Below are 23,017 nucleotides of genomic sequence, written 5' to 3' on the forward strand. Positions count from 1 at the left end.
TTTGACTGGCGAGAGGACTAGCGCAGGCGAAATGGACATTTCCGACCTGCGCATTGCCCTGTTCAGCGGCAATTACAACATGACCGTCGACGGCGCGAACAAGGCTCTCAACCGCCTCGTCGGCTATCTCCTGGAAAAGGGAGCCGCGGTGCGCGTCTATTCGCCGACCGTCGCCGACCCCGATTTCGAACCGACCGGTGATCTGGTCAGCGTCCCGTCGATCGCGATTCCCGGGCGCGCCGAATATCGCATCCCCTTGTCCTTCTCGTCGCGGGTGCGCGAGGATATCGCCAAATTCGCGCCAAATGTCATGCATATCTCCAGCCCCGATCGCGTCTCGCGGCAGGCGGCGGCGTGGGCGCGGCGGCGGCATATTCCCGTCACCTGTTCGGTGCACACGCGGTTCGAAACCTATTTCCGCTATTATAATCTCTCGTTCCTCGAGCCGCTTGTCGTCGCGTGGCTGCGCAAGCTCTATCGCAAGTGCGACGCGCTGATCGCGCCGTCGGAAAGCTTCGCGCAGGTGCTGCGTCAACAGCGGATGAACTATGATATCGGCATCTGGACGCGCGGCGTCGAGCGCGACACCTTCAATCCGGGGCGCCGCGACTTGAGCTGGCGCCAGTCGTGGGGCATCGCCAACGACACGCCGGTCATCGCCTTCCTTGGCCGCCTTGTGATGGAAAAGGGGCTCGACGTGTTCGCCGACACGATCGACCAGCTCGAGCGCCGCAAGGTGCCGCATCAGGTCGTCGTGATCGGCGAGGGGCCGGCGGGCGAATGGTTCGAATCGCGCTTGCCGGATGCAAAATTCGTCGGTTTCCAGGGCGGCGAGAACCTCGCCCGCGCACTCGCCTCGTGCGACATGTTGTTCAACCCCTCGGTCACCGAAACTTTCGGCAATGTGACACTGGAGGCGATGGCGTGCGGGTTGCCCGTCGTTGCGGCGCGGGCGACGGGCAGTGCGAGCATCGTCAAGCACGGCCAGACGGGCTTTCTCGTCGCGCCGGGCGCGATCGGCCTGTTCGCCGACGATCTCGAACTCTATTGCCGCGATCCCCAGCTTCGCGTCGCGCACGGGCAGGCGGCGCTGGTCGAGAGCGGCGCCTATCAATGGGATGCGATCAACCAGTCGGTCGCCGACACCTATCTGCGGCTGATCCGCCAGAAACAGCGGCGGCGGGGCTGATCGCATGGCGGCGGACCTGTTCGGCGAGGATGCGCCCGCGCGGCCGGAAGCTCCGGGCGCCGCGCCGCTCGCCGAGCGGCTTCGCCCGCGCCAGCTGGCCGATGTCGTCGGGCAGGAACATCTGACCGGCCCCGACGGCGCGATCGGGCGGATGGTGGCGGCGGGACAATTGTCGTCGATCATCCTGTGGGGCCCGCCCGGGACAGGCAAGACGACGATCGCGCGGTTGCTCGCCGAGGCGGTGGGGATGCGCTTCGCGATGCTCTCGGCGGTCTTCTCCGGCGTGGCCGACCTTCGGCAGGCCTTTGCCGATGCGGAGAAGATGGCGGCGGCGGGCAAGCGCACGCTTTTGTTTGTCGACGAGATTCACCGCTTCAACCGCGCGCAGCAGGACGGTTTCCTGCCCTATGTCGAGCGCGGGACCGTGGTGCTTGTCGGCGCGACCACGGAAAACCCGAGCTTCGCGCTAAATGCCGCCTTGCTCAGCCGAGCGCAGGTGCTGGTGCTGAACCGGCTCGACGAAGCGGCGCTCGGGACGCTGGTCGCGCGCGCCGAAGCCGAGGTGGGGAAGCCGCTGCCGGTCACCGATGAAGCCCGCGCGGCGCTGGTCGCGAGCGCCGATGGCGACGGGCGCTTTCTGCTCAACCAGGTCGAGACGCTGTTTTCGGTGGCGATCGACCAGCCGCTCGACGCAGGCGAGCTCGCGGCTTTCCTGCATCGCCGGATGCCGGTCTATGACAAGGATCGCGACGGCCATTATAATCTCATCTCGGCGCTGCACAAGGCGCTGCGCGGATCGGACGCGCAGGCATCGCTCTACTGGCTCGCGCGAATGCTCGTTGCGGGCGAGGAACCGCTCTACCTCCTTCGCCGCCTGACGCGCTTCGCGAGCGAGGATATCGGGCTCGCCGATCCGCAGGCGCTGGTGCAGTGCCTTGCCGCGAAGGATGCGTACCAGTTCCTCGGCTCGCCCGAGGGCGAGCTGGCGATCGTGCAGGCGTGTCTCTACCTCGCGACCGCGCCCAAGTCGAACGCCGCCTATGTGGCGCAAAAGGCGGCGTGGGCGGCGGCGCGCGACACCGGATCGCTGGCACCGCCCGCGAACATCCTCAACGCCCCGACCAAGTTGATGAAAGATCTGGGCTATGGTGCCGGCTACAGCTACGATCATGATGCGCCGGGCGGCTTTTCGGGGGACAATTACTGGCCCGACGCGATGCCGCCGGCCGAATTCTACCGCCCCGTCGACCGCGGCTTCGAAAGGCGGATTGCGGAACGCCTCGCCTGGTGGGACGAGCGGCGGCGCGAGCAGCGGGGCGGGTGACGATGGCAGGGGTGCGTTTCGACGATTGGGACGATGTCGTCGCCTTCGCCTGTACGCTGCCCGAGGTCGCGATGCTGCCTTTCTATGGCACCCCCTGCCCGAAGCTCAATGGTAGGGCGCTGGCAGCGCCGGGGCGCGAGCCGGGAAGCTTCGCGGTGATGTGCAAGCCCGACGAGAAGGAAATCCTGCTTGAAACCGATCCCGACACTTTCTGGCAGACCCCGCATTATGAAGGCTGGCACGCGCTCCTCGTCCGCTTCGGGTCGGCCGATCCCGAGCGCGTTGCCGACGTCATCCGCCGTGCCTGGTGGGACCGCGCCAAAAAGGCGCAGCGCGCGGCGTTCGGCGAGCGGCCCTGAGATGTTCGCACGGTTCGCGCTGGGTCTGCTGCTTGCAACGACGGCCGCCCCGCTGGCCGCGCAGGCGCCCGCGAATGCGGAAATCAACCGCGCGTGGGCGGCGGGCTATCGCGCCGCCTTCACCTGTTCGGCCTTGTGGAACGGCGCGGGCAAGCCGCTGGACGCGATCGAGCGCGACGAGCTGACCGGCATCTATCCCGAGATCGAGGCCGATGTCCGCCTGCTCAAGGCCGACGTCGACCCGGCGGCGAAGATTGTCCGTGTGCGCTACCGTGACGACATGCCGCCGCGCTTGGCCGTGTGGAGCGCAAGCGACGGTTGTGTGACGCTGCCGATCGGCGCGACGTCGCTGCCGGTGTCCGGCGGCTCACGGGCGCGGCCGAACCTCGACGATCGTCCCTGGCCGATGGGCGACAAAAATGCGCGGTCGCCGATCCCGCGCGGGTACACGGCTTATGACATGGCGGTCATCAACCTCGAAGGCTTTGGCGGGCGGACGAGTTCGTTGCTGATTGTGAAGGACGACCGGATCGTCGTCGAACGCTATGCGCCCGGCCACCACATTCACACGGCGCAACGGACATTTTCGGTCGCGAAGTCGATGGCGGCGACGCTGATCGGCGACGCGGTGCGGCGCGGGACGTTCGACGTCAGGGCGCCCGCGTCGATCGCCGAATGGGAGTCGCCGGGCGATCCGCGCGCGCGGATCACGACCGAGCAGCTGATGCGCATGGCGAGCGGGCTGACCAGCGATACCGCGGGCAACCGCAGCGATGCCATCTATATGGGCGGGGCATCGGTGCGCCAGTGGACGACACAATGGCCGCTGCTGAACCCGCCGAATACGCGCTATCGCTATGCCAACAACGACACGCTGCTCGCGACGCTTTCGCTCAGGGCGGCGGCGGCGAAAGCGGGTCAGGCGCTCGACCCCAATGGCTTCTTCGACCGCATCGGGATGACCCGGACCTTCGCCGAGCATGACGTGAACGGCGACTATATCCTCTCGAGCCAGGTGTGGACGAGCGCGCGCGACCTCGCGCGGCTGGGTTTGCTCTATCAGGACGATGGCATGTGGCAGGGTGCGCGATTGCTGCCCGCGGATTGGCGCGGCTTCGTCACCGCGCCGAGCGGCCCGCAGCCCGAGGGGCCGTTCGGCTATGGCGCGGGCTTCTGGCTCCTGAACAAGTCGCCCGGTGTTCCGGGCGATGCGTTCGGCGCGTTCGGCAACCGCGGCCAGTATCTGGTCGTCATTCCGTCGCGCCGCCTGATCGTCGTCCGGCAGGGCTATGACGATGACAAGCAACGGCTCGATATCGCGAAGCTGGTCGCTGCGGTCGTGGCGGCCGACGACAAGGCGCCGTCGTCGCAAAGGCGCTAGAGTGCGTTGGTTTTGATTGAATCAAAACGCCACTCTAGACTCTTGTTTTTCCGTGATTTCCGAGCCGTGAAATGTTCCCTTTCACTCGAAATCACTCTAGTCCATCCCGGGATAGCGGTTGAACGCGGGCATCTCGTCCAGCGTCTCCATCCAGCCGATCCGTTCGGCGACCTGGATCTGGGCGCCGGCGGGGATCAGGTCGGGGTCGTCGAGCGTTCCCGTCTGCACGTCGATCTTGCCCGGAAAGACCGCCTCGTTGGTATAGAACAGCCCGGTGCCGCAGTCGCCGCAGAAGTGGCGCCGGCCATGTTCGGACGAGGCGTAGATCTTGGCGGTTCCGCTCGTCTCGAAATCGGCCTGGTTCACCATCGCCCAGCCCACCATCGGTGCGCCGGCATGGCGCCGGCAATCGCTGCAATGACACAGCGCATGATGGTCGACCTCGGTCGGCATCGAGTAGCGGATGGCGCCGCAATGACACCGCCCGCTGGCACGCGAATCGCTCATGGGACATCTCCTCCTGAAATGAGAACATAACATAAACATGAAATTGGGCAACATGGTCCGCGCCGATCTTAGGTGCGCGTTAACCATATCGGCCTAAACCCGCATTCCGTCGGGATAAGTGGGGGAAAGTATGGCCAGCCAGGGTGTAAACAGGCTCGGCGAGGGGTATCGCGGGCGATGACGAAACTGATCATCCAGATTCCCTGCCTGAACGAGGCGGAGGATCTGCCGGCGACGCTCGCCGCGCTGCCGCGCCGCATTGCGGGCATCGATACGATCGAGATCCTCGTCGTCGACGACGGCAGCACCGACAACACGGCGCAGGTCGCGCGCATGTGGGGCGCACATCACGTCGTCAGTCACCGCACCAATCGCGGCCTTGCCGCCGCCTTCCAGTCGGGGCTGGACGCCGCGCTGCGCGCCGGGGCCGACATTGTCGTCAACACCGACGCCGACGGCCAATATGCGGGCGAGGATATCGCGACCATCGTCGCGCCGATCGTCGAGGGCCGTGCCGATATCGTGATCGGTGACCGCGGGGTCGCCGACAATGCCCATTTCGGGCCAATCAAGCGCCGGCTGCAGCGGCTTGGCAGCGCGGTCGTCCAGCGGCTCGCCAATGTCGAGGTGTCCGACGCGGTCAGCGGCTTCCGCGCGATCAGCCGCGAGGCCGCGCAGCGCATCACCATTACGACCGAATTCAGCTACACCACCGACATGCTGATCCAGGCGGGACGCAAGCGGCTCGCGGTCATCAGCGTGCCGATCCGCACCAACGCCACGACGCGGCCGTCGCGGCTGTTCAAGTCGGTGCCGCGTTTCATCATGAACACCGGTCTGACTATGGTGCGCGCCTATACGACGTATAAACCGCTGCGCGTTTTCGTCGGCCTCGGGACCGCGATCGGGTTTGTCGGGCTGTTGCCGCTCGTCCGCTTCCTCTTCCTCTTCGCGCGGGGCGACGGCGACGGCCATGTCCAGTCACTGGTCATAGGCGGCGCCCTGCTCGTCCTTGGTACGCTTGTCGCGGTCATGGGAATGCTCGCCGACCTCATCGCCGCGAACCGCAAGCTGATCGAGGCGAGTCTGAAGCGCCTCGCCGAAATCGAGGATCGCCTGCCGCCCCCCGCGACCGAAACGCCGCGCGATACGGCCGTGCCGCCGCGCGCCGGAGCTGCGTGATGGATGCGGCCGCGTCCGGGGCCGTCGCTCCGGCATCGACGCGCCGCCGCTGGCTCCCCGCCACGCAATCGGAGTTCTGGCCCTTCGCCGCGATTGCCGTCGCGCTCCTCGCCCATCTGCACATGGCGCTGACGCGGGCGATCAACTGGGACGAATTCTATCATTACAGCCAGGTCCAGAAGCTGGTCCAGGGTACGCTGAACGAACCGCTGCAGACGCTCTATACCCGCGCCTTCGCATGGGTTGCCGATCTGCCGGGGTCGGGGATCGACCATATCATCGTCATCCGTCTGTTCATGCTCATGTGCGAACTGGTGGTCACGGCTGCGATCATCGGCGCGGCTTCGCGTTTCGTCGCACGTCCGGTCGCGGCGCTATCGGGGTTGTCCTATCTGACGGCCGGCTACGTTCTGCAGCATGGAACATCCTTTCGCTTCGACGCGCCCGCCGCTGCCTTGCTGATGACCGCCGCGTGGATATTGCTGCAAAGGCGTCTGACTTTGCCGACAGTCGCCATTGCGGGTGTTTTGGCCGGAACCTCTGCGGTGCTGACGATCAAGACGATACTCTATGCGCCGGTCTTTCTCGGGATCGCTTGGCTATTATGGCGCGAAGCGGCCGAAAAGCGCGCGGCGGCGTTGCGCCTCTTCGCCGTTGGGGCCGCGGCGCTGTTGTCCTTCGTCGCGATATACATGCTCCATGCGAGCAGCCTCGGCCCGGACAGCAGCAACGAGGCGTCGAAACTCGTCTCCTCCGCCGGCGACAAGATGTTCGCGCTGATGTCCTATTGGAGCCACACACTGCGCGGCGCGCAGATCGCGATCGTCCAGACGCTTCTGATCCTGCTGTTTCCCGGGCTGCTTTGGATCTCTGTCCGTCCGCGGGCGGAGAAGGTTGCGATCGCAGGATTCTATCTGCCGATCCTGACACTGCTCTTCTATCATAACACGGCACCCTATTTTCACGTCTATATGCTGCCGCCCGTCATGGTCGCTTGTAGCGTTTCGCTGGAGCGGGTCGCCAAGCGCTATTCGGTTGCAGCGGTGGCCGCGCTGTTGGGGTTCAGCGGCGGTGTCGTCCTCGCGAAGGAGCCGCCAAACACGATCGAGCGCCAGCGCGAGATATTGGGCGTTGCCGACCGGCTGTTCCCGGACGGTGTCGCCTATTTCGACAGTTGTGCGATGCTGGGCCGCTTCCCAAAGGCGAATGTGTTCATGACGCCGTGGGGGATCACCCGTTATCAGTCAGGCGATTACCCCACGATGGAAAGCGTCATGGCGGCCAAGCCCGTCCCGCTGGTGGTCAACGACGATTACATGTTCGAGAAGGCCCTTGCCGGGACCGGCCCGGTTCCCGAATTTCTGCCGGGCGACCTCGCTGCGATCCGGGACACCTATATTCCGCTTTGGGGGCCTCTCTGGATCGCCGGAGAAATCGTTCCCGCCGGTGCGGCGGATCGAGCCATTCGCATTCGGGTTGCCGGTCCCTACACTGTTCGCGACGCGCCCATCATCGTCGATGGCAAGCACCTTGGTGTCGGAGACGTCGTCGATCTGGCGCGCGGAGAGCACAGTGTCTCGGCAGATGTGACGGCGCGGCTGACCTGGGGCCGAGATCTGAAGCTTCCGCCTCAGCCAGATAAAGGCGGTCCGATCTTCATGCCGTTCTGAGTTCCATAGCTTTCCGGGGCTCCGGACATTTCGGTAGCCGGTGAAGGGCGGCGCCTATCGGCCGGGACTTCTGCCGCTGGCGGTGAAGGCCAACCCGAACAAGACGTCGCCGCCAATCGAGGCTATTCGGAGTGCCAGCGTGGCGGCCATCAGGCCGGCAGCCGGCAGCGCTCCGCCCCCCAGCATCAGCAGCGCCGCCTCGCGCACACCAACGCCGCCGGGGGCGACCGGAACGATGAAGCCGGCAAGCCACGCGAGAAGGAAGATCGCCGCGAACTGTGCCAGTCCCGTGCCTGCGGGAAAAACAGCGTAGCCGACCAGGATCGCCGCAAGCGCGAACAACGCGAATGCGCTCATCTGGAGTAGCAGCGCGCGTGGCAGCGGACGGCGGATGGATAACAGGCAAATGGCGGCCAGCGCACCTGCCGCCAGAGCAGCAGCTATCGAATGGACCGCGAGGAAAAAGACGGCCGCGACAGCGAGGCTGCTGACCAGATGCAGGGCGATTTCGAGCAGGGCCGATTGCGCGAGCCGCTTGTGACCGATGCCGGTTTTGGCGCCGTGATACTGGCGGCTGAGGTACTGGAATATCGCGCCCGGTAGATATTTCATAAGCACACCGCGCGCATAGATGCGGCGCATGTCGCGCGGAGCAACGGCCCCCTCGGAATCCGCGGTAACCGCCCACGCGCGCGCGAGCGCAACGTCAGCCGCGGCGAACAGCAGTCCGGCGCCGACGAATGATCCGGCCAGACTCGATGAGAAATAGGGGCGCAGGCTTGCCCAATCGAGCAACCACAGGCGCTGGGCGATGAAGAGAATACTGGCGGCTAGCGCGATACCGCCGACCCACCGGCCGATGCACTCCAAGGCGGATCGCTTTTGGGGCAGCGCGGCCTCAGCCATGCAGGAGGCTGGTGTGGTCCGGATAGGGGACGCAATAGGAGCGACCGTAATAGCGTCGCTCGGGCAGGCCGCATGTTTCGATGGCGCTGCGATAGCGACGTCGGCCGCTATCGTCGAAAAGGATGATACCGCCCTGCTTCAGATGGGGCGTCGCGCGCGCAAGGCATTCGGTGCGGCGGCGCCCGTCTATTACGATGAGGTCGAACGGCCCTTCGGCCTCCGCGATCGCGTCGATATAGGCTTCCCCGTCGAGGTCGCGGTGCAACAGGCGGATGTTGGCGAAGGGTGCGACCTTCGCCGCGAGCAACCGGTACCATTCGGCGTGATGTTCAACCGAGACGAGACTGGCGGACCGATGGGCCAACCAGATGGTGCTGGCTCCCGCGCCATATTCGAACACGCGGGCGTCGGGATGAGCGCGCAGATAGTCTTCGGCCACGCGCGTTGCGGCGACGTTCCACCACGGCAGGTCAAGCTCGATCATGCGCTCGATGTTATGAATGGCGAACAGCGAGGCGGCCCAACGGCGCCAGCCATAGGGGTCGCTGTCGCGAGCCTCCGCCGTTAGCTTTTCCAAGGGGCCAAGGCCCGCGATCGTTTGCATCAACCCGGCATAGGATCGCTTGACCAACTGCATAGGAGCCTCCCGCCGCCCGATCGGCGACAAGAGTATATTAACCAAAAAATCCCTGTCGAAAGGTTAATGGGCCCAGATCCTATTCCCCCAGATCGACCCCGTGGCTCTTCGCCCACGCCAAATATTGCCCACGCGGGTCGGAGGCCGGCCGGGCGAGCATCGCGGGGATGTCGGCGCGGAGCGCCGCGAGGTCGAGCGAGCGGATCATCGCCTTGACCGGACCGACGCCCGCCGGGGTGATCGACAGCCGTTCGATCCCGATGCCGAGCAGCGCCATCGCCTCCAATGGCCGCCCGCCCATCTCGCCGCAGACGCCAAGCTGTACCTTCGTTCCCGCGACGAGCTTCACAACACGCGACAGGTAACGCATCACCGTCGGCGACAGCCAGTCGTAGCGTTCGGCAAGCCGCGGGTGCGCGCGGTCGGCGGCGAACAGGAACTGGGTAAGGTCGTTGGTCCCGATCGACAGGAAATCGAGGTGCGGCAGCATCAGGTCGAGCGTTTCGACCAGACCCGGCACTTCGAGCATCGCCCCATAGCGGATCGCGACGGGCAGCTTCTTGTTGTGCTGCGCGAGCCACGCGCGCTGCTTCACGAACAGGTCGCGCGCCGCCTCATACTCCCAGGGTTCGGACACCATCGGGAACATGACGTTGAGCGTGCGGCCGGCCGCCGCCTCCATCAGCGCACGCGCCTGGACCTTGAGCAATCCTTCGCGTTCGAGCGCGAGGCGCAGCGCGCGCCAGCCCATCGCGGGATTTTCCTCCTGCGCGGTGTCGCCGAGGTTCATATAGGGGAGCGCCTTGTCGCCCCCGATGTCGACGGTGCGGAAGATGACCGGCCGCTCGCCCGCCGCGTCGAGCACGTCGCGATAGAGCCGCTGCTGCCGCTCGCGCTGGGGCAGGGTGGCCGATACGAGGAACTGGAATTCGGTGCGGAACAGGCCGATGCCGCGCGCGCCGGTGAGGTCGAGCGCCGCGACATCCTCGCGCAGCCCGGCGTTGATCATCAGTTCGATCGGCACGCCGTCCTTCGTGACCGCGGGCAGGTCGCGCAGCGCGGCGAGATTGGCGCGGCGCTTCTGCGAGATTTCGAGCTTGGCGTCGAAGGCTTCCTGGACCGCAGGGGTCGGACGGACCTGGACCGTGCCCGCCCCGGCGTCGAGCAGCAGCGCGTCGCCCTCGCGGATCGAGGTGCGGACGTCGCGGACGCGGCCGATCACCGGCACGCCCATCGCGCGCGCGACGATGATGACGTGCGCGGTGAGCGATCCTTCCTCCAGCACCACGCCTTTCAGGCGGCGGCGGTCGTATTCGAGCAGCTCGGCGGGGCCGAGGTTGCGCGCGATCAGGATCGAATCCTGGCGAAGCCCCATTTGCGCCGCGGTGCCCATCTGGCCCGAGACGATGCGGATCAGCCGGTTCGACAGATCCTCGAGGTCGTGCATCCGGTCGCGGAGCAGCGGGTCGTCGATCTGGCGCATCCGCATCCGGGTGCGCTGCTGGACGCGCTCGATCGCCGCCTCCGCGGTCAGGCCGCTGTCGATCGCCTCGTTGATCCGGCGCGACCAGCCCTCGTCATAGGCGAACATCTTGTAGGTTTCGAGCACCTCCTCATGCTCGCCGCCGACGCCGAATTCGGCCTGGCTCGCCATGCGGTCGATCTGCTCGCGCATCTTGTCGAACGCGGCATAGACGCGGTGGCGCTCGGCTTCGGTGTCGTCGGCGACGGTATGCTCGATCGTGATGCGCGGCTGGTGGAACACGGCGACGCCGGCGCCCATCCCGTCGACCAGCTTCTGGCCGGTCAATCGCTGCGCCGACTGGTCGGTCGCCGCAGCATCGGTGCGCGCCGCGGTGTCGACAAGGTCGGCGTTGGCGATGAGTTCGGACAGCACCATCGCAACCGTCTGCAGCGTCTCGATCTCGATCTCTTCATAGCGGCGCGGGTCGCTGTGCTGGACGCAGAGCACACCGACGGCGCGTTCGCGGCGGATGATCGGCACGCCCGCGAAGCTGTGGAACAATTCCTCACCGGTTTCGGGGCGGTAGGAAAAGTCGGGATGTGCCGCGGCTTCGTCGAGGTTCAGCGTCTCGATCTGCTCGGCAATCGTGCCGACCAGCCCTTCGCCCAGGCCGAGGCGGGTGACGTGCACCGCCTCCTGCTTCAGGCCGCGCGTGGCGTAGAGTTCGAGCGACCCGTCACGCAGCAGGTAGATCGAGCAGACTTCGCTGTGCAGGCATTCGCCGATGATTCCGACGACCTGGTTGAGCTTGCTTTGCGCGTTGGTGCGCGCCGCCATCACCTCGTGCAGCCGGGTCAGGATTTCGCGCGCCGACTGCGCGGCGGTCGAGGGAGGGGGCGGAGCATTGGTCATCGCTCCACCCTGCTAACAGATGCGTTCACCCGTTGCTATCGCCCCACGATATTTTCGTTCAGGGCTTTGCCGAGGCCAGCTGCACGGTCTGTCCGCTGCGCCATTCGGCCAGATCGGCCTGATATTGCGCATAGGCGCGATAGAAGTCGGTGAAGGGCCGGTCGAGCTCGCTGAGCAGGGCCGGGGCCGCTTCGATCGCCTCGGCGGCGCTCATTCCGCGCATCCGTTCCGCCACCGATCCGGCGACCGGACAGAATTGCTTCTGCGCGGGCGGCTGCGCGAAATAGTTGAACAGCTTCGTCGACATGCGGTCGCGCACGGCGACGCCGGTACGCGCGATCACCGTCCCCTCGGCGGCGCGGATCAGATTGCCGTGGCGCGCGATGATATCGTTATAGTCGGCGATGAGCCGCAGCGAGCCCGGATGCCGGCAGCCGATGGCGGCAACGTTGAGCGCGATCTTGACGTTCCAGAACGCCACGTGACCGGTCAAATCACGATTGGGCGTCACGAAATCGCCGCGCGCATCGAGCGGCGGCAGGCGCAGGTTGGGCGCGGCATAGCCGGGAGCCTGCGGCTCCTGCGTCCTATATTGGGCGGCGGCAGGCGCGGCCGCCAGCGCCGCCGCGCAAGCGGCGACGAATCCGATCGATCTGGTCATGTTCCCAAGTCCCCCAAGGCTCTCGCGAGCGGCGCCGGACGGTTCCGGCAAGGAGGACGATAAGGGGCGGTGGAGAGTCGAAACGTTGCCGGAAATTCATCATGAACGCGGCGGAAAGGCTGTTCCGCAGGCTCCGGTCCACCATGGGAGGTATGGCCATTGCCGGCGCATGAATTTCGAAATGCACGGCTTTTTCGGCCGGGCGAAAACCGGGCGCGACCGGGCACTGGCGGTTTGACGTCACATCGCAAGCAACGGGGTTAACCCGAAATGCGACGAGCCGAAGGCGATTTTTTCGGCGCACCCGGCGCGGCGTTGCGCGAATGCAACACCGCCGCCCGCGCTCGCGGATCGTCACATGCCGGCCGGCGTCCCGGCGGGCCGGACCGGCGTCGCGATCGGCGCGACGGGAGTGGTCGCGAGCGGCGCCGGGGCATATTTCGCGTCCCATGCGGCCGCCTCGACCTGATAGGCGGCGTAGGCCTCGTAAAAGTCGAGGAACGGCTGGTCGAGCCGCGACAGATAGGCCGGCGCCTGCGCTATCACCTGCGCCGTCGGCTCGGACGAGACGAGCTGCGCGATTTCGTTGGCGCGCGCGCAGAAGGCGCGCTGCGCGGGCGGCTGCGCGAAATAGTTGAAAAGCTGGGTCGACAGCCGGTCGCGCGGCGCAATGCCGTTGTTCCTGTTCTGCTTGCCCAGTTCGGTGATGACCGTCTTTTCGGTCGATTTGATCACTTTGGCGTGGGTCTTGATGATCTTGTTATAGGCGGCGACGAGTGTCGCTTCCTCGGTCCCGCGACAACCGATCGCGGCGACGTTGAGCCCGATCTTGAGCTGCCAGAAGGCGCGGTCGCCGGTGACGGCCGTGTTGGCGGTGACGAAACGGCCGTCGACGCCGCGGCCCGGCAGGATCTGCGTGTGCGCCGCGTTGCCGGGGGGCAGCGGGCGGGGCGGGATCACGATCGCGACCGCCGGCGGGGGCGGCGGCGGGGCAGGGGGCTTCTTTGCCGAGCAGGCGGCGACGCTCGCCAGCAAGCCGACTGCGATGATCTTACGCGACATAGTCATGATATTCTCCCCAACCGCTCGACCATGCGGTTTCAACCCCGGGCACGCAACGCCTCGTCGGCCTGTTGCACCAAAGTTGCGATAATCTCGGCAACGCTCTCCTCGCGGGTTACCATACCCACAGATTGCCCTGCCATTAACGAACCGCCGTCGACGTCGCCGTCGATGACCGCGCGGCGGAGCGCGCCCGCCCAATAATGTTCGATTTCGAGCTGCGCCGCCGCCATGTCGACCTCGCCCGCGTCGAGCCTGTTCGCGACCTCGCGCTGCTTCGCGGTGAAGGCTTCGGTGCCATTGTTCTTGAGCGCGCGTACCGGGATCACCGGCAGGCGGGGGTCGATCTGGACGCTGGCGACGGCATCGCGCGCCGAGGCGCGGATGAAGGCCTTTTTGAAGTTGGGATGCGCGATGCTCTCGGTCGCGCAGACGAAGCGCGTGCCGAGCTGAACGCCCGAGGCGCCCATTTCGAGATAGCCGGCGATCGCCTCGCCGCGGCCGATGCCGCCCGCGACGAAGATCGGCACGTCGTTCGCGAGTTCGGGCAGAATCTCCTGCGCCAGCACGCTCGTCGATACCGGGCCGATGTGGCCGCCGGCTTCCATCCCCTCGATCACCAGCGCGTCGACGCCCGAGCGAACGAGCTTCTTGGCGAGGGCCAATGTCGGCGCAAAGCAGATGACTTTCGCGCCCGACGCCTTGATCGCCTCGAGGCTGCCCTTGGGAGGCAGGCCGCCCGCGAGCACGACATGGCCGACCCGATGCTTCGCGCACACCTCGATCAGTTCGAAGAGCTGCGGGTGCATCGTGATCAGGTTGACGCCGAAATTGCGCGTTGCGAGCGCCTTGGTCGCCGCAATCTCGGTATCGAGCAGTTCGGGTGTCATCGCGCCGCACGCGATCACGCCGAAGCCGCCGGCGTTACTGATCGCGCTCACCAGATTGCGTTCCGAGACCCAGCTCATCGCGCCGCAGAGAATGGCATAGTCGCTGCCGAGAAGCTCGGTCCCGCGGGCCATCAGATCGTTCATTTTGCTCATTGGCTGCGCCTTTGCCAGCGTTGACGCGCGGGCGCAATCACTTCGGCGACGAACGGTTTCGGCTGGTCGCAGCGCTGAATCCGTTCGGCGCGGCAACTTCACCTTTGGGCGCAGAAAGCAAATTTATTGATTGTCAACTAAAACACTTAGGATATGGTTTCGCCGACTCACAAGGAGGGAAAGGCAAAGCATGAGCGCCACCAAAGAACAGCCGCAGGGTGAAAGCGGCGATACGCCGCGCGCTGTGCAGACCGTGCTCGATGCGCTGGAAAAGCTGAAGTTCGGCGCGATCCAGCTCACCGTCCACGAAGGACGGCTGGTGCAGGTCGATGTGACCGAACGGCACCGCTACCCGAACTGATTTTCACAGCTCCCGACCGGGGATTCTCCCCTTCCTGCCGCAGACCGGACCGCCGGATGTGGCAATTTTCTTGCATCATCGAAGCAACAGGAAATTGTCATGACCGCAAAATATCCGTCCGCCCGCCGCCGCTTGCCGGCGTCGGCTCTTACGCTCTCCTTCCTGCTCGCGCTCGGCGCCACGCCCGCTTTCGCTGCGGAAGCATCGGCGGACGGCGCGGGCGACGATGCCGCCAGCGCGGCGGTTGAAGCCGCCGGGGCAGCCGATGCCGCCGGGCAGTTCGATGACGATGTCAGCCGCGGGGACGTGATCATCGTGACCGCGCGCCGCCGTCAGGAGACCGCACAGGAAGTACCGGTCGCAATCTCGGTGATCCGCGGCGATTCGATCGAGGCGACGGGCAATTTCAACGTCGTGAAGCTGCAGCAACTCGCCCCCACCTTGCAGGTCTATACCTCGAACCCGCGCAACACCTCGGTCAACATCCGCGGCCTTGGCGTGCCCTTCGGGCTGACCAGCGACGGCTTCGAACAAGGTGTCGGCATCTATGTCGACGACGTCTATAATTCGCGCGTCGCCGCCGCGACCTTTGACTTCCTCGACGTCGAGCAGGTCGAGGTGCTCCGCGGTCCGCAGGGTACGCTCTACGGGAAGAATACGACCGCGGGCGCGATCAACATCACGTCCAACCAGCCGACCTTCGACTTCGAGGGCCGCGCCGAAGTGAGCGTCGGCAATCTCAGATACCGGCAGGCCAAGGCGGCGATTTCCGGTCCGCTTTCGGACAAGATCGCCGCGCGTGTCGCGATTGCCGCGACCAGCCGTCGCGGGACGCTGTTCAACACGACGAGCGACCGCTGGATCAACGAACAGGACAATCTCGGGCTGCGCGGCCAGCTCTTGTTCCAGCCTAACGACGATCTCAGCATCACGCTCTCGGGTGACTACAGCAAGCAGGATCCCGAAGGCTTCGGCACCGCGTTCGTCCGCGTCGGGCCGACGCAGCGCGCGCTCGCGCGCCAGTATGACGGGCTTGTCGCCGCCTATAATGCGGCCAATCCGACCCGGCCCTATGCGGTTCCCAGCCGCAACGTCTATGATCGCCTGACCGACATCGACGCCAGCCTGAATGCGGGCAACAAGATCGGCGGCGCGTCGCTGCGCGTGAAGTGGGACGTCGGCCCCGGCACCTTCACCTCGATCACCGCTTGGCGCTTCTGGGACTGGAAGCCCGAGAACGACCGCGACTTCACCGGCCTGTCGATCGTCTCCAAGTCGCAGAATCCCTCGCAGCAGGACCAGTATAGCCAGGAATTCCGCTACAATTACGAGGGCGACCGGGTCGATTTCGTCGTCGGCCTGTTCGGCTTCAAGCAGCGCGTCGACACGCAGGGGACCGAACAGCAGGGTGCAGACGCCAGTCGCTGGAGCCTCACCGGCGCGCAGGCGGGCATCCCGAGCATCCTCGAAGGGCTCACGGCGACCAACACCCAATATCTGAAGTCGACCAGCGCGGCTGCCTATGGACAGCTTAGCTGGAAGGTGACCGACGCGCTGACGATCCAGCCGGGCCTGCGCCTCAACTATGACAAGAAGACGGGGTTTTATCAGCGCATCGTGACCGATGGTGCGGGGCAGGTGCTCAACTGTACCCCTATCCCCCCGGCGACCAGCTTGCCTGCGGGATCGGTGCTGGCAGCGCAGTGCGGCGTCTATCAGCCGCAGCTCACCCAGCCTTCGGTCAGCGACTGGAACTTCAGCTACGACTTCAACGTCAACTACAAGCTGGCCCGCGACATCCTCGCCTATGCGACCTATGCGAAGAGCTTCAAGACCGTCGGTATCAACCAGAACGGCTTGCCGCTCGACGCCGACAATACGCCGAACCTCGACGCGAGCACGGTGAAGCCCGAATCGGTCAATCACTATGAGATCGGGCTCAAGACCCAGTTCCTCGACCGCCGCGCGACCTTCAATCTCTCCGTCTTCCGGACCGAGATCAAGAATTTCCAGGCGACGGTGAACGGCGGCCAGTTCGGCACGGTGCGCGGTTACCTTGCCAATGCGGAGAAGGTGCGGTCGCAGGGTATCGAGGCCGACTTCAAGATCGTCGCGAACGACCGCCTCACTGCCTATGCCAATGGCGCCTACACCGACGCCAAATACAAGAAGTTCACCAATGCGCCGTGCCCGCCCGAATTGTCGGGCGGTACGTTCCAGCCGGCCAATGCGACGCCCGACTATTCGCAGCCCGGCGTCCCCGGCGCGCTCAGCCCGCGGCAGTGCGACATTTCAGGCCAGCGCCTGCCGGGCGTGTCGAAATGGGCCTTCTCCTACGGGGCCGAGATCAATGCGCCGCTCGAACTGCTCGCGAAGGAAGGGCAGCTCTATTTCGGGGTCGACGGCAATTACCGCTCGCACTGGAATTCAAACGCATCGCCGTCGATCTATACCGAGGTCAAGGGCTATGCGCTGACCAATTTCCGTGTCGGCTTCCGCAGCGACGGTGTCGACGTGTTCGGCTGGGTCCGCAACGCGTTCGACGTGAACTATATCGAATTGCTGCAGGTCGCGCCCGGGAACATCGGCCTCATCGCCGGTACGCCGGGTGACGAGCGGACGTGGGGCGGAACGATCAAGTTCAGTTTGTAGGTGCTGACTTCCGCCGCACAACAGAAAAGGGCCGCTCCCGCGAGGGAGCGGCCCTTTCTCGTGCAGCCTGGGCTCAGCGCTGCTGCGGGTTCTTGTTGCGATCCTGATCGGAGCGCTGACCGCCCTGCTGGCGGTCGTTACCGTCCTGCTGCTGCTGCTGACGACGCTGTTCTTCGTCGCGATCAGCCTGGGGAGTCTTCTGGTTATGTTGGTCGGGGGTGTTAGCCACTTTCCATCTCCTTGATGCCGCATCATGCCATCATGCTGCGACGCTTCATCAACTCGGGCGAGATCAAGATGTTGCGCCGTCGCGCCGGGGCGTGGCCGGGCCGCGACGGGCGGCTCGTCGCACCTGCGGCCCGCCGCGCCGTTGATCGCTTCGGTCGATGACTGAATTCAGCTTATTCGTTTAGGTCGATCGGACGGCGCGGCGTAGTCTGCCCCGGTCAGAACGAAAGGATGACGCCATCGACTCGACGCCTGCCCGCGCCGACCGACCCTTGCGGCCCCTTGGCCGCAGCGCCGTCATGCGCCCGTCATCCTGCCGCATCACGATCATACAACATCTGAAAAGAGGAGAGACTGCATGAACGACCAGACCCCCATCGGCAGCGGTTGCCCGGTGCATCAGCCCGGCGGCGTCCGCGCCCTGCTCGGTCGGACCAACAAGGATTGGTGGCCCGACATGCTGGCGACCGAGATCCTCAATCCCAATGGTTCATCGAACCCGCTCGGTGACGATTTCGACTATGCTGCGGCGTTCAAGTCGCTCGACTATCAGGCGCTGAAGAATGACCTGACCGCGCTGATGACCGACAGCCAGCCGTGGTGGCCGGCCGACTATGGCCATTATGGTCCCTTCTTCATCCGCATGGCGTGGCACGCCGCCGGCACCTATCGCACCGCGGACGGCCGCGGCGGCGCGAACAGCGGGCAGCAGCGCTTCGCACCGCTCAACAGCTGGCCCGACAATGGCAATCTTGACAAGGCGCGCCGCCTGCTGTGGCCGATCAAGCAAAAATACGGCAACAAGATCAGCTGGGCAGACCTGTTCATCCTCGCCGGCAATGTCGCGATCGAAAGCATGGGCGGGCCGGTGTTCGGCTTCGGCGGCGGCCGCGCCGACGTCTTCGAGCCCGAGCGCGACATCTATTGGGGCAGCGAAGAAAAGTGGGTCAACGAAGGCGTGCAGACGCGTATCGACCCCGACAAGGGCTTTCATGAGATCGAAGGCCCGCTCGCTGCGATCCAGATGGGCCTGATCTATGTCAATCCGGAAGGACCGGGCGGCAACCCCGATCCTATGCAGTCGGCGCGCGACATAAAGGAAACCTTCCACCGCATGGCGATGAACCATGAGGAAACCGTCGCGCTGACCGCGGGCGGCCACACCTTCGGCAAGGCGCACGGCAATGGCGACGCGTCGCTGCTGGGCGCGGCGCCCGCGGGCGGCGACCTGGCGGCGCAGGGCTTCGGCTGGGTCAGCAGCCACGAGAGCGGCGGCATCGGCGAGCACGCGGTAACGAGCGGTATCGAAGGGTCGTGGGTCAACACCCCGACCGAGTGGTCGGAAAACTATTTCCGCCTGTTGCTCGACTATGATTATGAGCTCGTTCATTCGCCCGCCGGCGCGCAGCAATGGCAGCCGATCAACCAGAAGGAAGAGGATATGGCCCCCGCGGCCTGGGATCCGAACCTGAAGGTGCCGACGATGATGACGACCGCCGACATGGCGCTGAAGGTCGATCCGGAATTCCGCAAGATCAGCGAGAAGTTCCGCAACGACCATGAAGCGTTCAAGGACGCCTTCGCGCGCGCCTGGTTCAAGCTGTGCCACCGCGACATGGGGCCGAAGGTCCGCTATCTCGGGCCCGAAGTGCCCGCCGAGGACCTGATCTGGCAGGACCCGATTCCCGCCGGCACCAAGCCGTCGGACGCCGACGTCGCCGCGGTGAAGCAAAGGATTGCGGCGAGCGGCCTGACCGTCAGCGAACTGATCAAGACCGCGTGGGCGTCGGCGAGCACGTTCCGAAAGTCCGATTTCCGCGGCGGCGCCAATGGCGCGCGCGTCCGTCTGGCGCCGCAGAAGGACTGGGAGGTCAACGAACCCGCGCTGCTCGCCAAGGTGCTGACTATGCTCGAAGGGCTGCGCGGCAACCTGTCGATCGCCGACACGATCGTGCTTGGCGGTGTGGTCGGGCTGGAAAAGGCGATCAAGGATGCGGGCTTCAACGTCGCGGTGCCGTTCACCGGCGGCCGGGGCGACGCGACCGCGGAGCAGACCGACGCCGAGAGCTTCGAGGTGATGGAGCCCGAAGCCGACGCCTTCCGCAACTATGTCGGCAAGAAGAAACTGGCGGTGAAGATCGAGGAAATGATGCTCGACCGCGCCTCGCTGCTCGGCCTGTCGGTGCCCGAAATGACGGTGCTGATCGGAGGCCTCCGCGTCCTCGGCGCCAATCATGGCGAACGCGGGCATGGCCATTTCACCAAGCGGTCGGGCCAGCTGACCAACGACTTCTTCGTCAACCTGCTCGACATGACCAATGTGTGGAAGGCCGTCGAGGGTTCGGACGATCAGGAATATGTCGCCACCGACCGCAAGGGCGGCGGCGAAATTTGGCGCGCGACCCGCGCCGACCTGATCTTCGGCTCGAACGCGGAACTCCGCGCCGTGGCGGAAGTTTATGCCGAGACGGGCCACGAAGAGAAGTTCGTGAAGGACTTCGTCAAGGCCTGGACCAAGGTGATGAACGCCGACCGTTTCGACCTCGCCTGAGCTTTCGGCACAGACGACGGGTCGCGACCCGCCCCCGGGGACATGGGCCTGGGGGCGGGTCTACTTTTTTGGCTCAAGGCGACAGGGTCAGCAGCTCTTGTACTTCCAGTGGCGGTCCTTGCCCTCGGCGACCAGCGCGACGATCGTCTCGATGCGTTTCGCGCGGGTCTCCTCGCGCTTCGCCTCCAGCACCCATTCGATATAGTCGCGGCGCTTGCCGGCCGAGAAGGCGTCCCAATGGCCCTGCGCGGCGGCATTGGCCGCCAGCGCCGTGCCGAGGTCGGCGGGCACCTCGAGCGCCGGTTTCGGCGCAGGCTTGGGTCGCTTCGGCTTTGCTTCGGCACAGAGTGCCGCTGCCTTCGCGATCCAGGCCGCCAGCTGTTCGTCCGATGGCAGGTCGGCGAGCGTCGCAAGGCGCCCCATGCTGCCCATCGCGCCCGTGTCACGCGGCGACCCCGTCACCTCCTCGTCGCGCCAGAAGCCGAAGGTCGCATGGCCCTTGAACGCCGCCATGCCTGCCAAATTTTGATCGTTCAGGATGAAATGCGGCACGCTCCACTTCAGTGTCTCTTCCGCGCCCGGCGCATGGTGGTGCACCAGCTCCGCGCAGGTGTCTGAGGATCGGCTGGGCGAAAGGCTGCGCCGCCGCGATATAAGCATCGACGCGCGGGTCGCGGCTCACACCCGGTGCCTCGCCGCGACGAGATAGTTCAGCGCCTCGCTGCCGCCGAGCTTGAAGCCCCTGGCGGGTGAGGGCGACAGGCCGGTGCGGTCGATGACCTCGAGTCCCGCGTCCTCGATCAATCGGGTGAGCTCTTCGGGCTTCAGAAACTGGTCCCAGTCGTGCGTCCCGCGCGGAACCGCGCCGATCCGCTCGGCGGCTTCGACGAGCAGCAGCTTCGATAGCGCAGTGCGGTTCGGCGTCGACAGGATCATCAATCCGCCGGGCGCGAGCCGCGCCGCCAGCTCGGCGATGAAGGCGGCAGGGTCGGTGACATGTTCGACGACCTCCATCGACGTGACGAGATCGAAGGTCGCGGGCGGCAGCGCCGCGAGCTCGCCCGCGTGATAGCGGATCGCGAGCCCCTGTCCCGCCGCATGGTCCAGCGCGGCGGCGATATTCTCCGGCGCCGCGTCGACGCCAGTGACCTGCGCCCCCATCCGCGCCAGCGGCTCGGCGAGCAGCCCGGCGCCGCAACCGACGTCGATCGCGGTGCGGCCCTTGAGCGGAAAGCGTTCGCGGGCGTCGACGTGCCAATGCGCGTCGATCTGGCCGCGGATGTAGGCGAGGCGCACCGGACCCAGCTTGTGCAGCATCGCCGACGATCCGTGCGGATCCCACCAGTCGGCGGCAAGAGCGCCGAAATGGGCGGCTTCGTTCGGATTGATCGTTTGGGCGCTCATGCCCAGCGATTTGGCACTGTGCCTTCGCGGGTGCAAGAAATTCTATCCTGTGCACGCGTTCGCGCGCTTGCCATCGTCCGCCCCCTTGCTTAACAGCCGGACGCCGCAGAAACCCAAGGGAAAGTTGCGGACGAAACCAGTTCAGGAAAGCGGGGCGAGATGGCGCGGATCGTGATGAAATTCGGGGGCACGTCGATGGCGGGCACCGAGCGGATTCGCACCGTGGCGCGGCTTGTCGCCCGCGAAGTCGCAAACGGCAACGAGGTCGCCGTCGTCGTCTCGGCGATGGCGGGCGAAACCGACCGGCTCGTCAATTTCTGCCGCGAGGCGAACCCGCGCTACGACCCCGCCGAATATGACGTCGTCGTCGCCGCGGGCGAGCAGGTGACGTCGGGACTGCTCGCACTCACGCTTCAGGCGATGGGCGTTCCCGCGCGCAGCTGGCTCGGCTGGCAGCTCCCGATCCGCACCGAGGAAGCGCACGCCCGCGCGCGCATCCTCGACATCGACACCGGCGCGCTTCTCGCAGCGATGGGGAAGGGCGAGGTCGCGGTGATCCCCGGCTTCCAGGGAATGATGGACGACGGTCGCGTCTCGACATTGGGCCGCGGCGGCTCGGACACCAGCGCGGTCGCGGTCGCGGCGGCGGTGAAGGCCGATCGCTGCGATATCTATACCGACGTCGATGGCGTCTATACCACCGACCCGCGCATCGTCGCGCGCGCGCGCAAGCTCGACTTTGTGACCTATGAAGAAATGCTCGAACTCGCGAGCGTCGGCGCGAAAGTGCTCCAGACCCGGTCGGTCGGGCTCGCGATGAAGATGGGCGTGCGCGTGCAGGTGCTGTCCAGCTTCGTCGAGGGCGACGAGGCTCCCGCCCGAGGCACGATGATCGTCAGCGACGAGGAAATAGAGGAACATCAGATGGAACGGCAGCTGATCACCGGCATCGCCCACGACAAGAATGAAGCGAAGGTCATCGTCACCCGCGTCCCCGACCGGCCTGGCGCCGTCGCGACGATCTTCGGCCCGCTCGCCGCGGCGGGGATCAACGTCGATATGATCATCCAGAATGTCGGCCGCGACAAGGGCGAGACGGACGTGACGTTCACCGTTCCGGGAACCGACCTGCTGCGTTCGATCGACCTGCTCGAAGGCGCGAAGGACAAAATCGGCTTCAACCGGATCATCAGCGACGACAAGGTGGCGAAGATCAGCGTCGTCGGCGTTGGCATGAAAAGCCACGCAGGCGTCGCGAGCACGATGTTCCGCGCGCTCGCCGACCGCGGCATCAACATCCAGGCGATCTCGACCAGCGAGATCAAGGTCAGCGTGTTGATCGACGAGGACGAAACCGAACTCGCGGTGCGCGTACTGCACACGGCGTACGGGCTCGACGCCGAATAAGACGGAACGTCGAAGTGTCGCCCCCGGCCAGACGGACGCCGGGTCGAGCCGGGCCTTGCGTAAAATCATCCTTCAGAGCATGTTGACTGCCTGAAGCGGCGCTGGCCGGCTTCGAT

At 65.6% G+C, this 23,017-nt stretch carries 21 protein-coding genes; 11 read left to right on the plus strand and 10 right to left on the minus strand.

Features of this window, described 5'->3' with window-relative positions; all coding sequences use genetic code 11:
• The first annotated feature begins 31 nt into the window (after window positions 1-31).
• The 4 genes from QOL68_RS10185 to QOL68_RS10200 are packed head-to-tail and all read left to right on the plus strand — an operon-like array spanning window position 32 to window position 4,253.
• Window positions 32-1,189 carry a glycosyltransferase family 4 protein gene (locus tag QOL68_RS10185; RefSeq protein ID WP_282948399.1) on the plus strand — a complete coding sequence of 386 codons (1,158 nt, stop codon included), beginning with the start codon at window positions 32-34 and terminating at the stop codon, window positions 1,187-1,189.
• A 4-nt stretch (window positions 1,190-1,193) separates the two neighbouring features.
• Window positions 1,194-2,513 (plus strand): replication-associated recombination protein A, encoded by a 1,320-nt coding sequence (locus QOL68_RS10190; RefSeq protein ID WP_282948398.1) that lies wholly within the window; start codon window positions 1,194-1,196, stop codon window positions 2,511-2,513.
• A 2-nt stretch (window positions 2,514-2,515) separates the two neighbouring features.
• Entirely contained in the window at window positions 2,516-2,872 is a 357-nt protein-coding gene (locus tag QOL68_RS10195; RefSeq protein ID WP_282948396.1) for an MmcQ/YjbR family DNA-binding protein, read from the plus strand.
• Between the two features lies 1 nt (window position 2,873).
• Window positions 2,874-4,253: a serine hydrolase domain-containing protein gene (locus tag QOL68_RS10200; RefSeq protein WP_282948394.1), complete on the plus strand. Its 1,380-nt coding sequence runs from the start codon at window positions 2,874-2,876 to the stop codon at window positions 4,251-4,253.
• Between the two features lie 96 nt (window positions 4,254-4,349).
• On the opposite strand, the gene QOL68_RS10205 is transcribed toward QOL68_RS10200, so the two are convergent.
• Complete coding sequence (locus QOL68_RS10205) at window positions 4,350-4,760, minus strand: GFA family protein (RefSeq protein ID WP_282948392.1); 411 nt, start codon at window positions 4,758-4,760, stop codon at window positions 4,350-4,352.
• A gap of 177 nt (window positions 4,761-4,937) precedes the next feature.
• Here QOL68_RS10205 and QOL68_RS10210 point away from each other — a divergent pair, with 177 nt between their 5' ends.
• Both QOL68_RS10210 and QOL68_RS10215 read left to right on the plus strand, forming a co-directional pair.
• Window positions 4,938-5,942, plus strand: a complete 1,005-nt coding sequence (locus tag QOL68_RS10210) for a glycosyltransferase family 2 protein (RefSeq protein ID WP_282948390.1) — start codon at window positions 4,938-4,940, stop codon at window positions 5,940-5,942.
• On the plus strand, window positions 5,942-7,612 hold the full coding sequence (locus QOL68_RS10215) for a hypothetical protein (RefSeq protein WP_282948388.1): 1,671 nt from the start codon (window positions 5,942-5,944) through the stop codon (window positions 7,610-7,612). The genes QOL68_RS10210 and QOL68_RS10215 overlap by 1 nt, the downstream gene beginning before the upstream one ends.
• Before the next feature lie 54 nt (window positions 7,613-7,666).
• Here the strand turns inward: QOL68_RS10215 and QOL68_RS10220 are convergent, their stop codons facing one another.
• From QOL68_RS10220 to QOL68_RS10245, 6 genes are all read right to left on the minus strand, one after another.
• On the minus strand, window positions 7,667-8,518 hold the full coding sequence (locus QOL68_RS10220; protein WP_282948386.1) for a hypothetical protein: 852 nt from the start codon (window positions 8,516-8,518) through the stop codon (window positions 7,667-7,669).
• Complete coding sequence (locus QOL68_RS10225; RefSeq protein WP_282948384.1) at window positions 8,511-9,155, minus strand: class I SAM-dependent methyltransferase; 645 nt, start codon at window positions 9,153-9,155, stop codon at window positions 8,511-8,513. Before QOL68_RS10225 ends, QOL68_RS10220 begins: the two co-directional genes overlap by 8 nt.
• 79 nt (window positions 9,156-9,234) lie before the next feature.
• Entirely contained in the window at window positions 9,235-11,532 is a 2,298-nt protein-coding gene (ptsP, locus tag QOL68_RS10230; RefSeq protein ID WP_282948382.1) for a phosphoenolpyruvate--protein phosphotransferase, read from the minus strand.
• A 58-nt stretch (window positions 11,533-11,590) separates the two neighbouring features.
• Entirely contained in the window at window positions 11,591-12,193 is a 603-nt protein-coding gene (locus QOL68_RS10235; protein WP_058457268.1) for a hypothetical protein, read from the minus strand.
• Between the two features lie 354 nt (window positions 12,194-12,547).
• The gene (locus QOL68_RS10240; protein ID WP_282948376.1) at window positions 12,548-13,261 is read right to left on the minus strand and encodes a hypothetical protein; all 714 of its coding nucleotides are present in this window, start codon (window positions 13,259-13,261) and stop codon (window positions 12,548-12,550) included.
• Between the two features lie 32 nt (window positions 13,262-13,293).
• Complete coding sequence (locus tag QOL68_RS10245) at window positions 13,294-14,298, minus strand: NAD(P)H-dependent flavin oxidoreductase (protein ID WP_282948374.1); 1,005 nt, start codon at window positions 14,296-14,298, stop codon at window positions 13,294-13,296.
• A gap of 190 nt (window positions 14,299-14,488) precedes the next feature.
• Between QOL68_RS10245 and QOL68_RS10250 the strand changes: the two genes are divergently transcribed.
• Complete coding sequence (locus tag QOL68_RS10250) at window positions 14,489-14,659, plus strand: YezD family protein (RefSeq protein WP_282948372.1); 171 nt, start codon at window positions 14,489-14,491, stop codon at window positions 14,657-14,659.
• 99 nt (window positions 14,660-14,758) lie between these two features.
• Window positions 14,759-17,311: a TonB-dependent receptor gene (locus tag QOL68_RS10255; RefSeq protein WP_282948370.1), complete on the plus strand. Its 2,553-nt coding sequence runs from the start codon at window positions 14,759-14,761 to the stop codon at window positions 17,309-17,311.
• Window positions 17,312-17,384: 73 nt separating this feature from the next.
• Here QOL68_RS10255 and QOL68_RS10260 read toward each other — a convergent pair whose 3' ends face one another.
• A complete protein-coding gene (locus QOL68_RS10260; protein ID WP_156416591.1) occupies window positions 17,385-17,540 on the minus strand; it encodes a hypothetical protein in 156 nt (51 codons plus the stop codon).
• Between the two features lie 14 nt (window positions 17,541-17,554).
• On the opposite strand from QOL68_RS10260, the gene QOL68_RS10265 reads away from it, so the two are divergent.
• Window positions 17,555-17,701 carry a hypothetical protein gene (locus QOL68_RS10265; RefSeq protein WP_283404293.1) on the plus strand — a complete coding sequence of 49 codons (147 nt, stop codon included), beginning with the start codon at window positions 17,555-17,557 and terminating at the stop codon, window positions 17,699-17,701.
• 196 nt (window positions 17,702-17,897) lie between these two features.
• Entirely contained in the window at window positions 17,898-20,090 is a 2,193-nt protein-coding gene (gene katG / locus QOL68_RS10270; protein ID WP_282948366.1) for a catalase/peroxidase HPI, read from the plus strand.
• A gap of 87 nt (window positions 20,091-20,177) precedes the next feature.
• Here katG and QOL68_RS10275 read toward each other — a convergent pair whose 3' ends face one another.
• Window positions 20,178-20,687 (minus strand): YdeI/OmpD-associated family protein, encoded by a 510-nt coding sequence (locus QOL68_RS10275; RefSeq protein WP_283404294.1) that lies wholly within the window; start codon window positions 20,685-20,687, stop codon window positions 20,178-20,180.
• Window positions 20,688-20,768: 81 nt separating this feature from the next.
• The gene (gene ubiG / locus QOL68_RS10280) at window positions 20,769-21,494 is read right to left on the minus strand and encodes a bifunctional 2-polyprenyl-6-hydroxyphenol methylase/3-demethylubiquinol 3-O-methyltransferase UbiG (protein WP_282948362.1); all 726 of its coding nucleotides are present in this window, start codon (window positions 21,492-21,494) and stop codon (window positions 20,769-20,771) included.
• A gap of 159 nt (window positions 21,495-21,653) precedes the next feature.
• Here ubiG and QOL68_RS10285 point away from each other — a divergent pair, with 159 nt between their 5' ends.
• Window positions 21,654-22,901: an aspartate kinase gene (locus tag QOL68_RS10285; RefSeq protein WP_282948360.1), complete on the plus strand. Its 1,248-nt coding sequence runs from the start codon at window positions 21,654-21,656 to the stop codon at window positions 22,899-22,901.
• Window positions 22,902-23,017 lie beyond the last annotated feature (116 nt).

This window comes from Sphingopyxis sp. Geo25 (assembly GCF_949769135.1).
GTDB lineage: Bacteria > Pseudomonadota > Alphaproteobacteria > Sphingomonadales > Sphingomonadaceae > Sphingopyxis.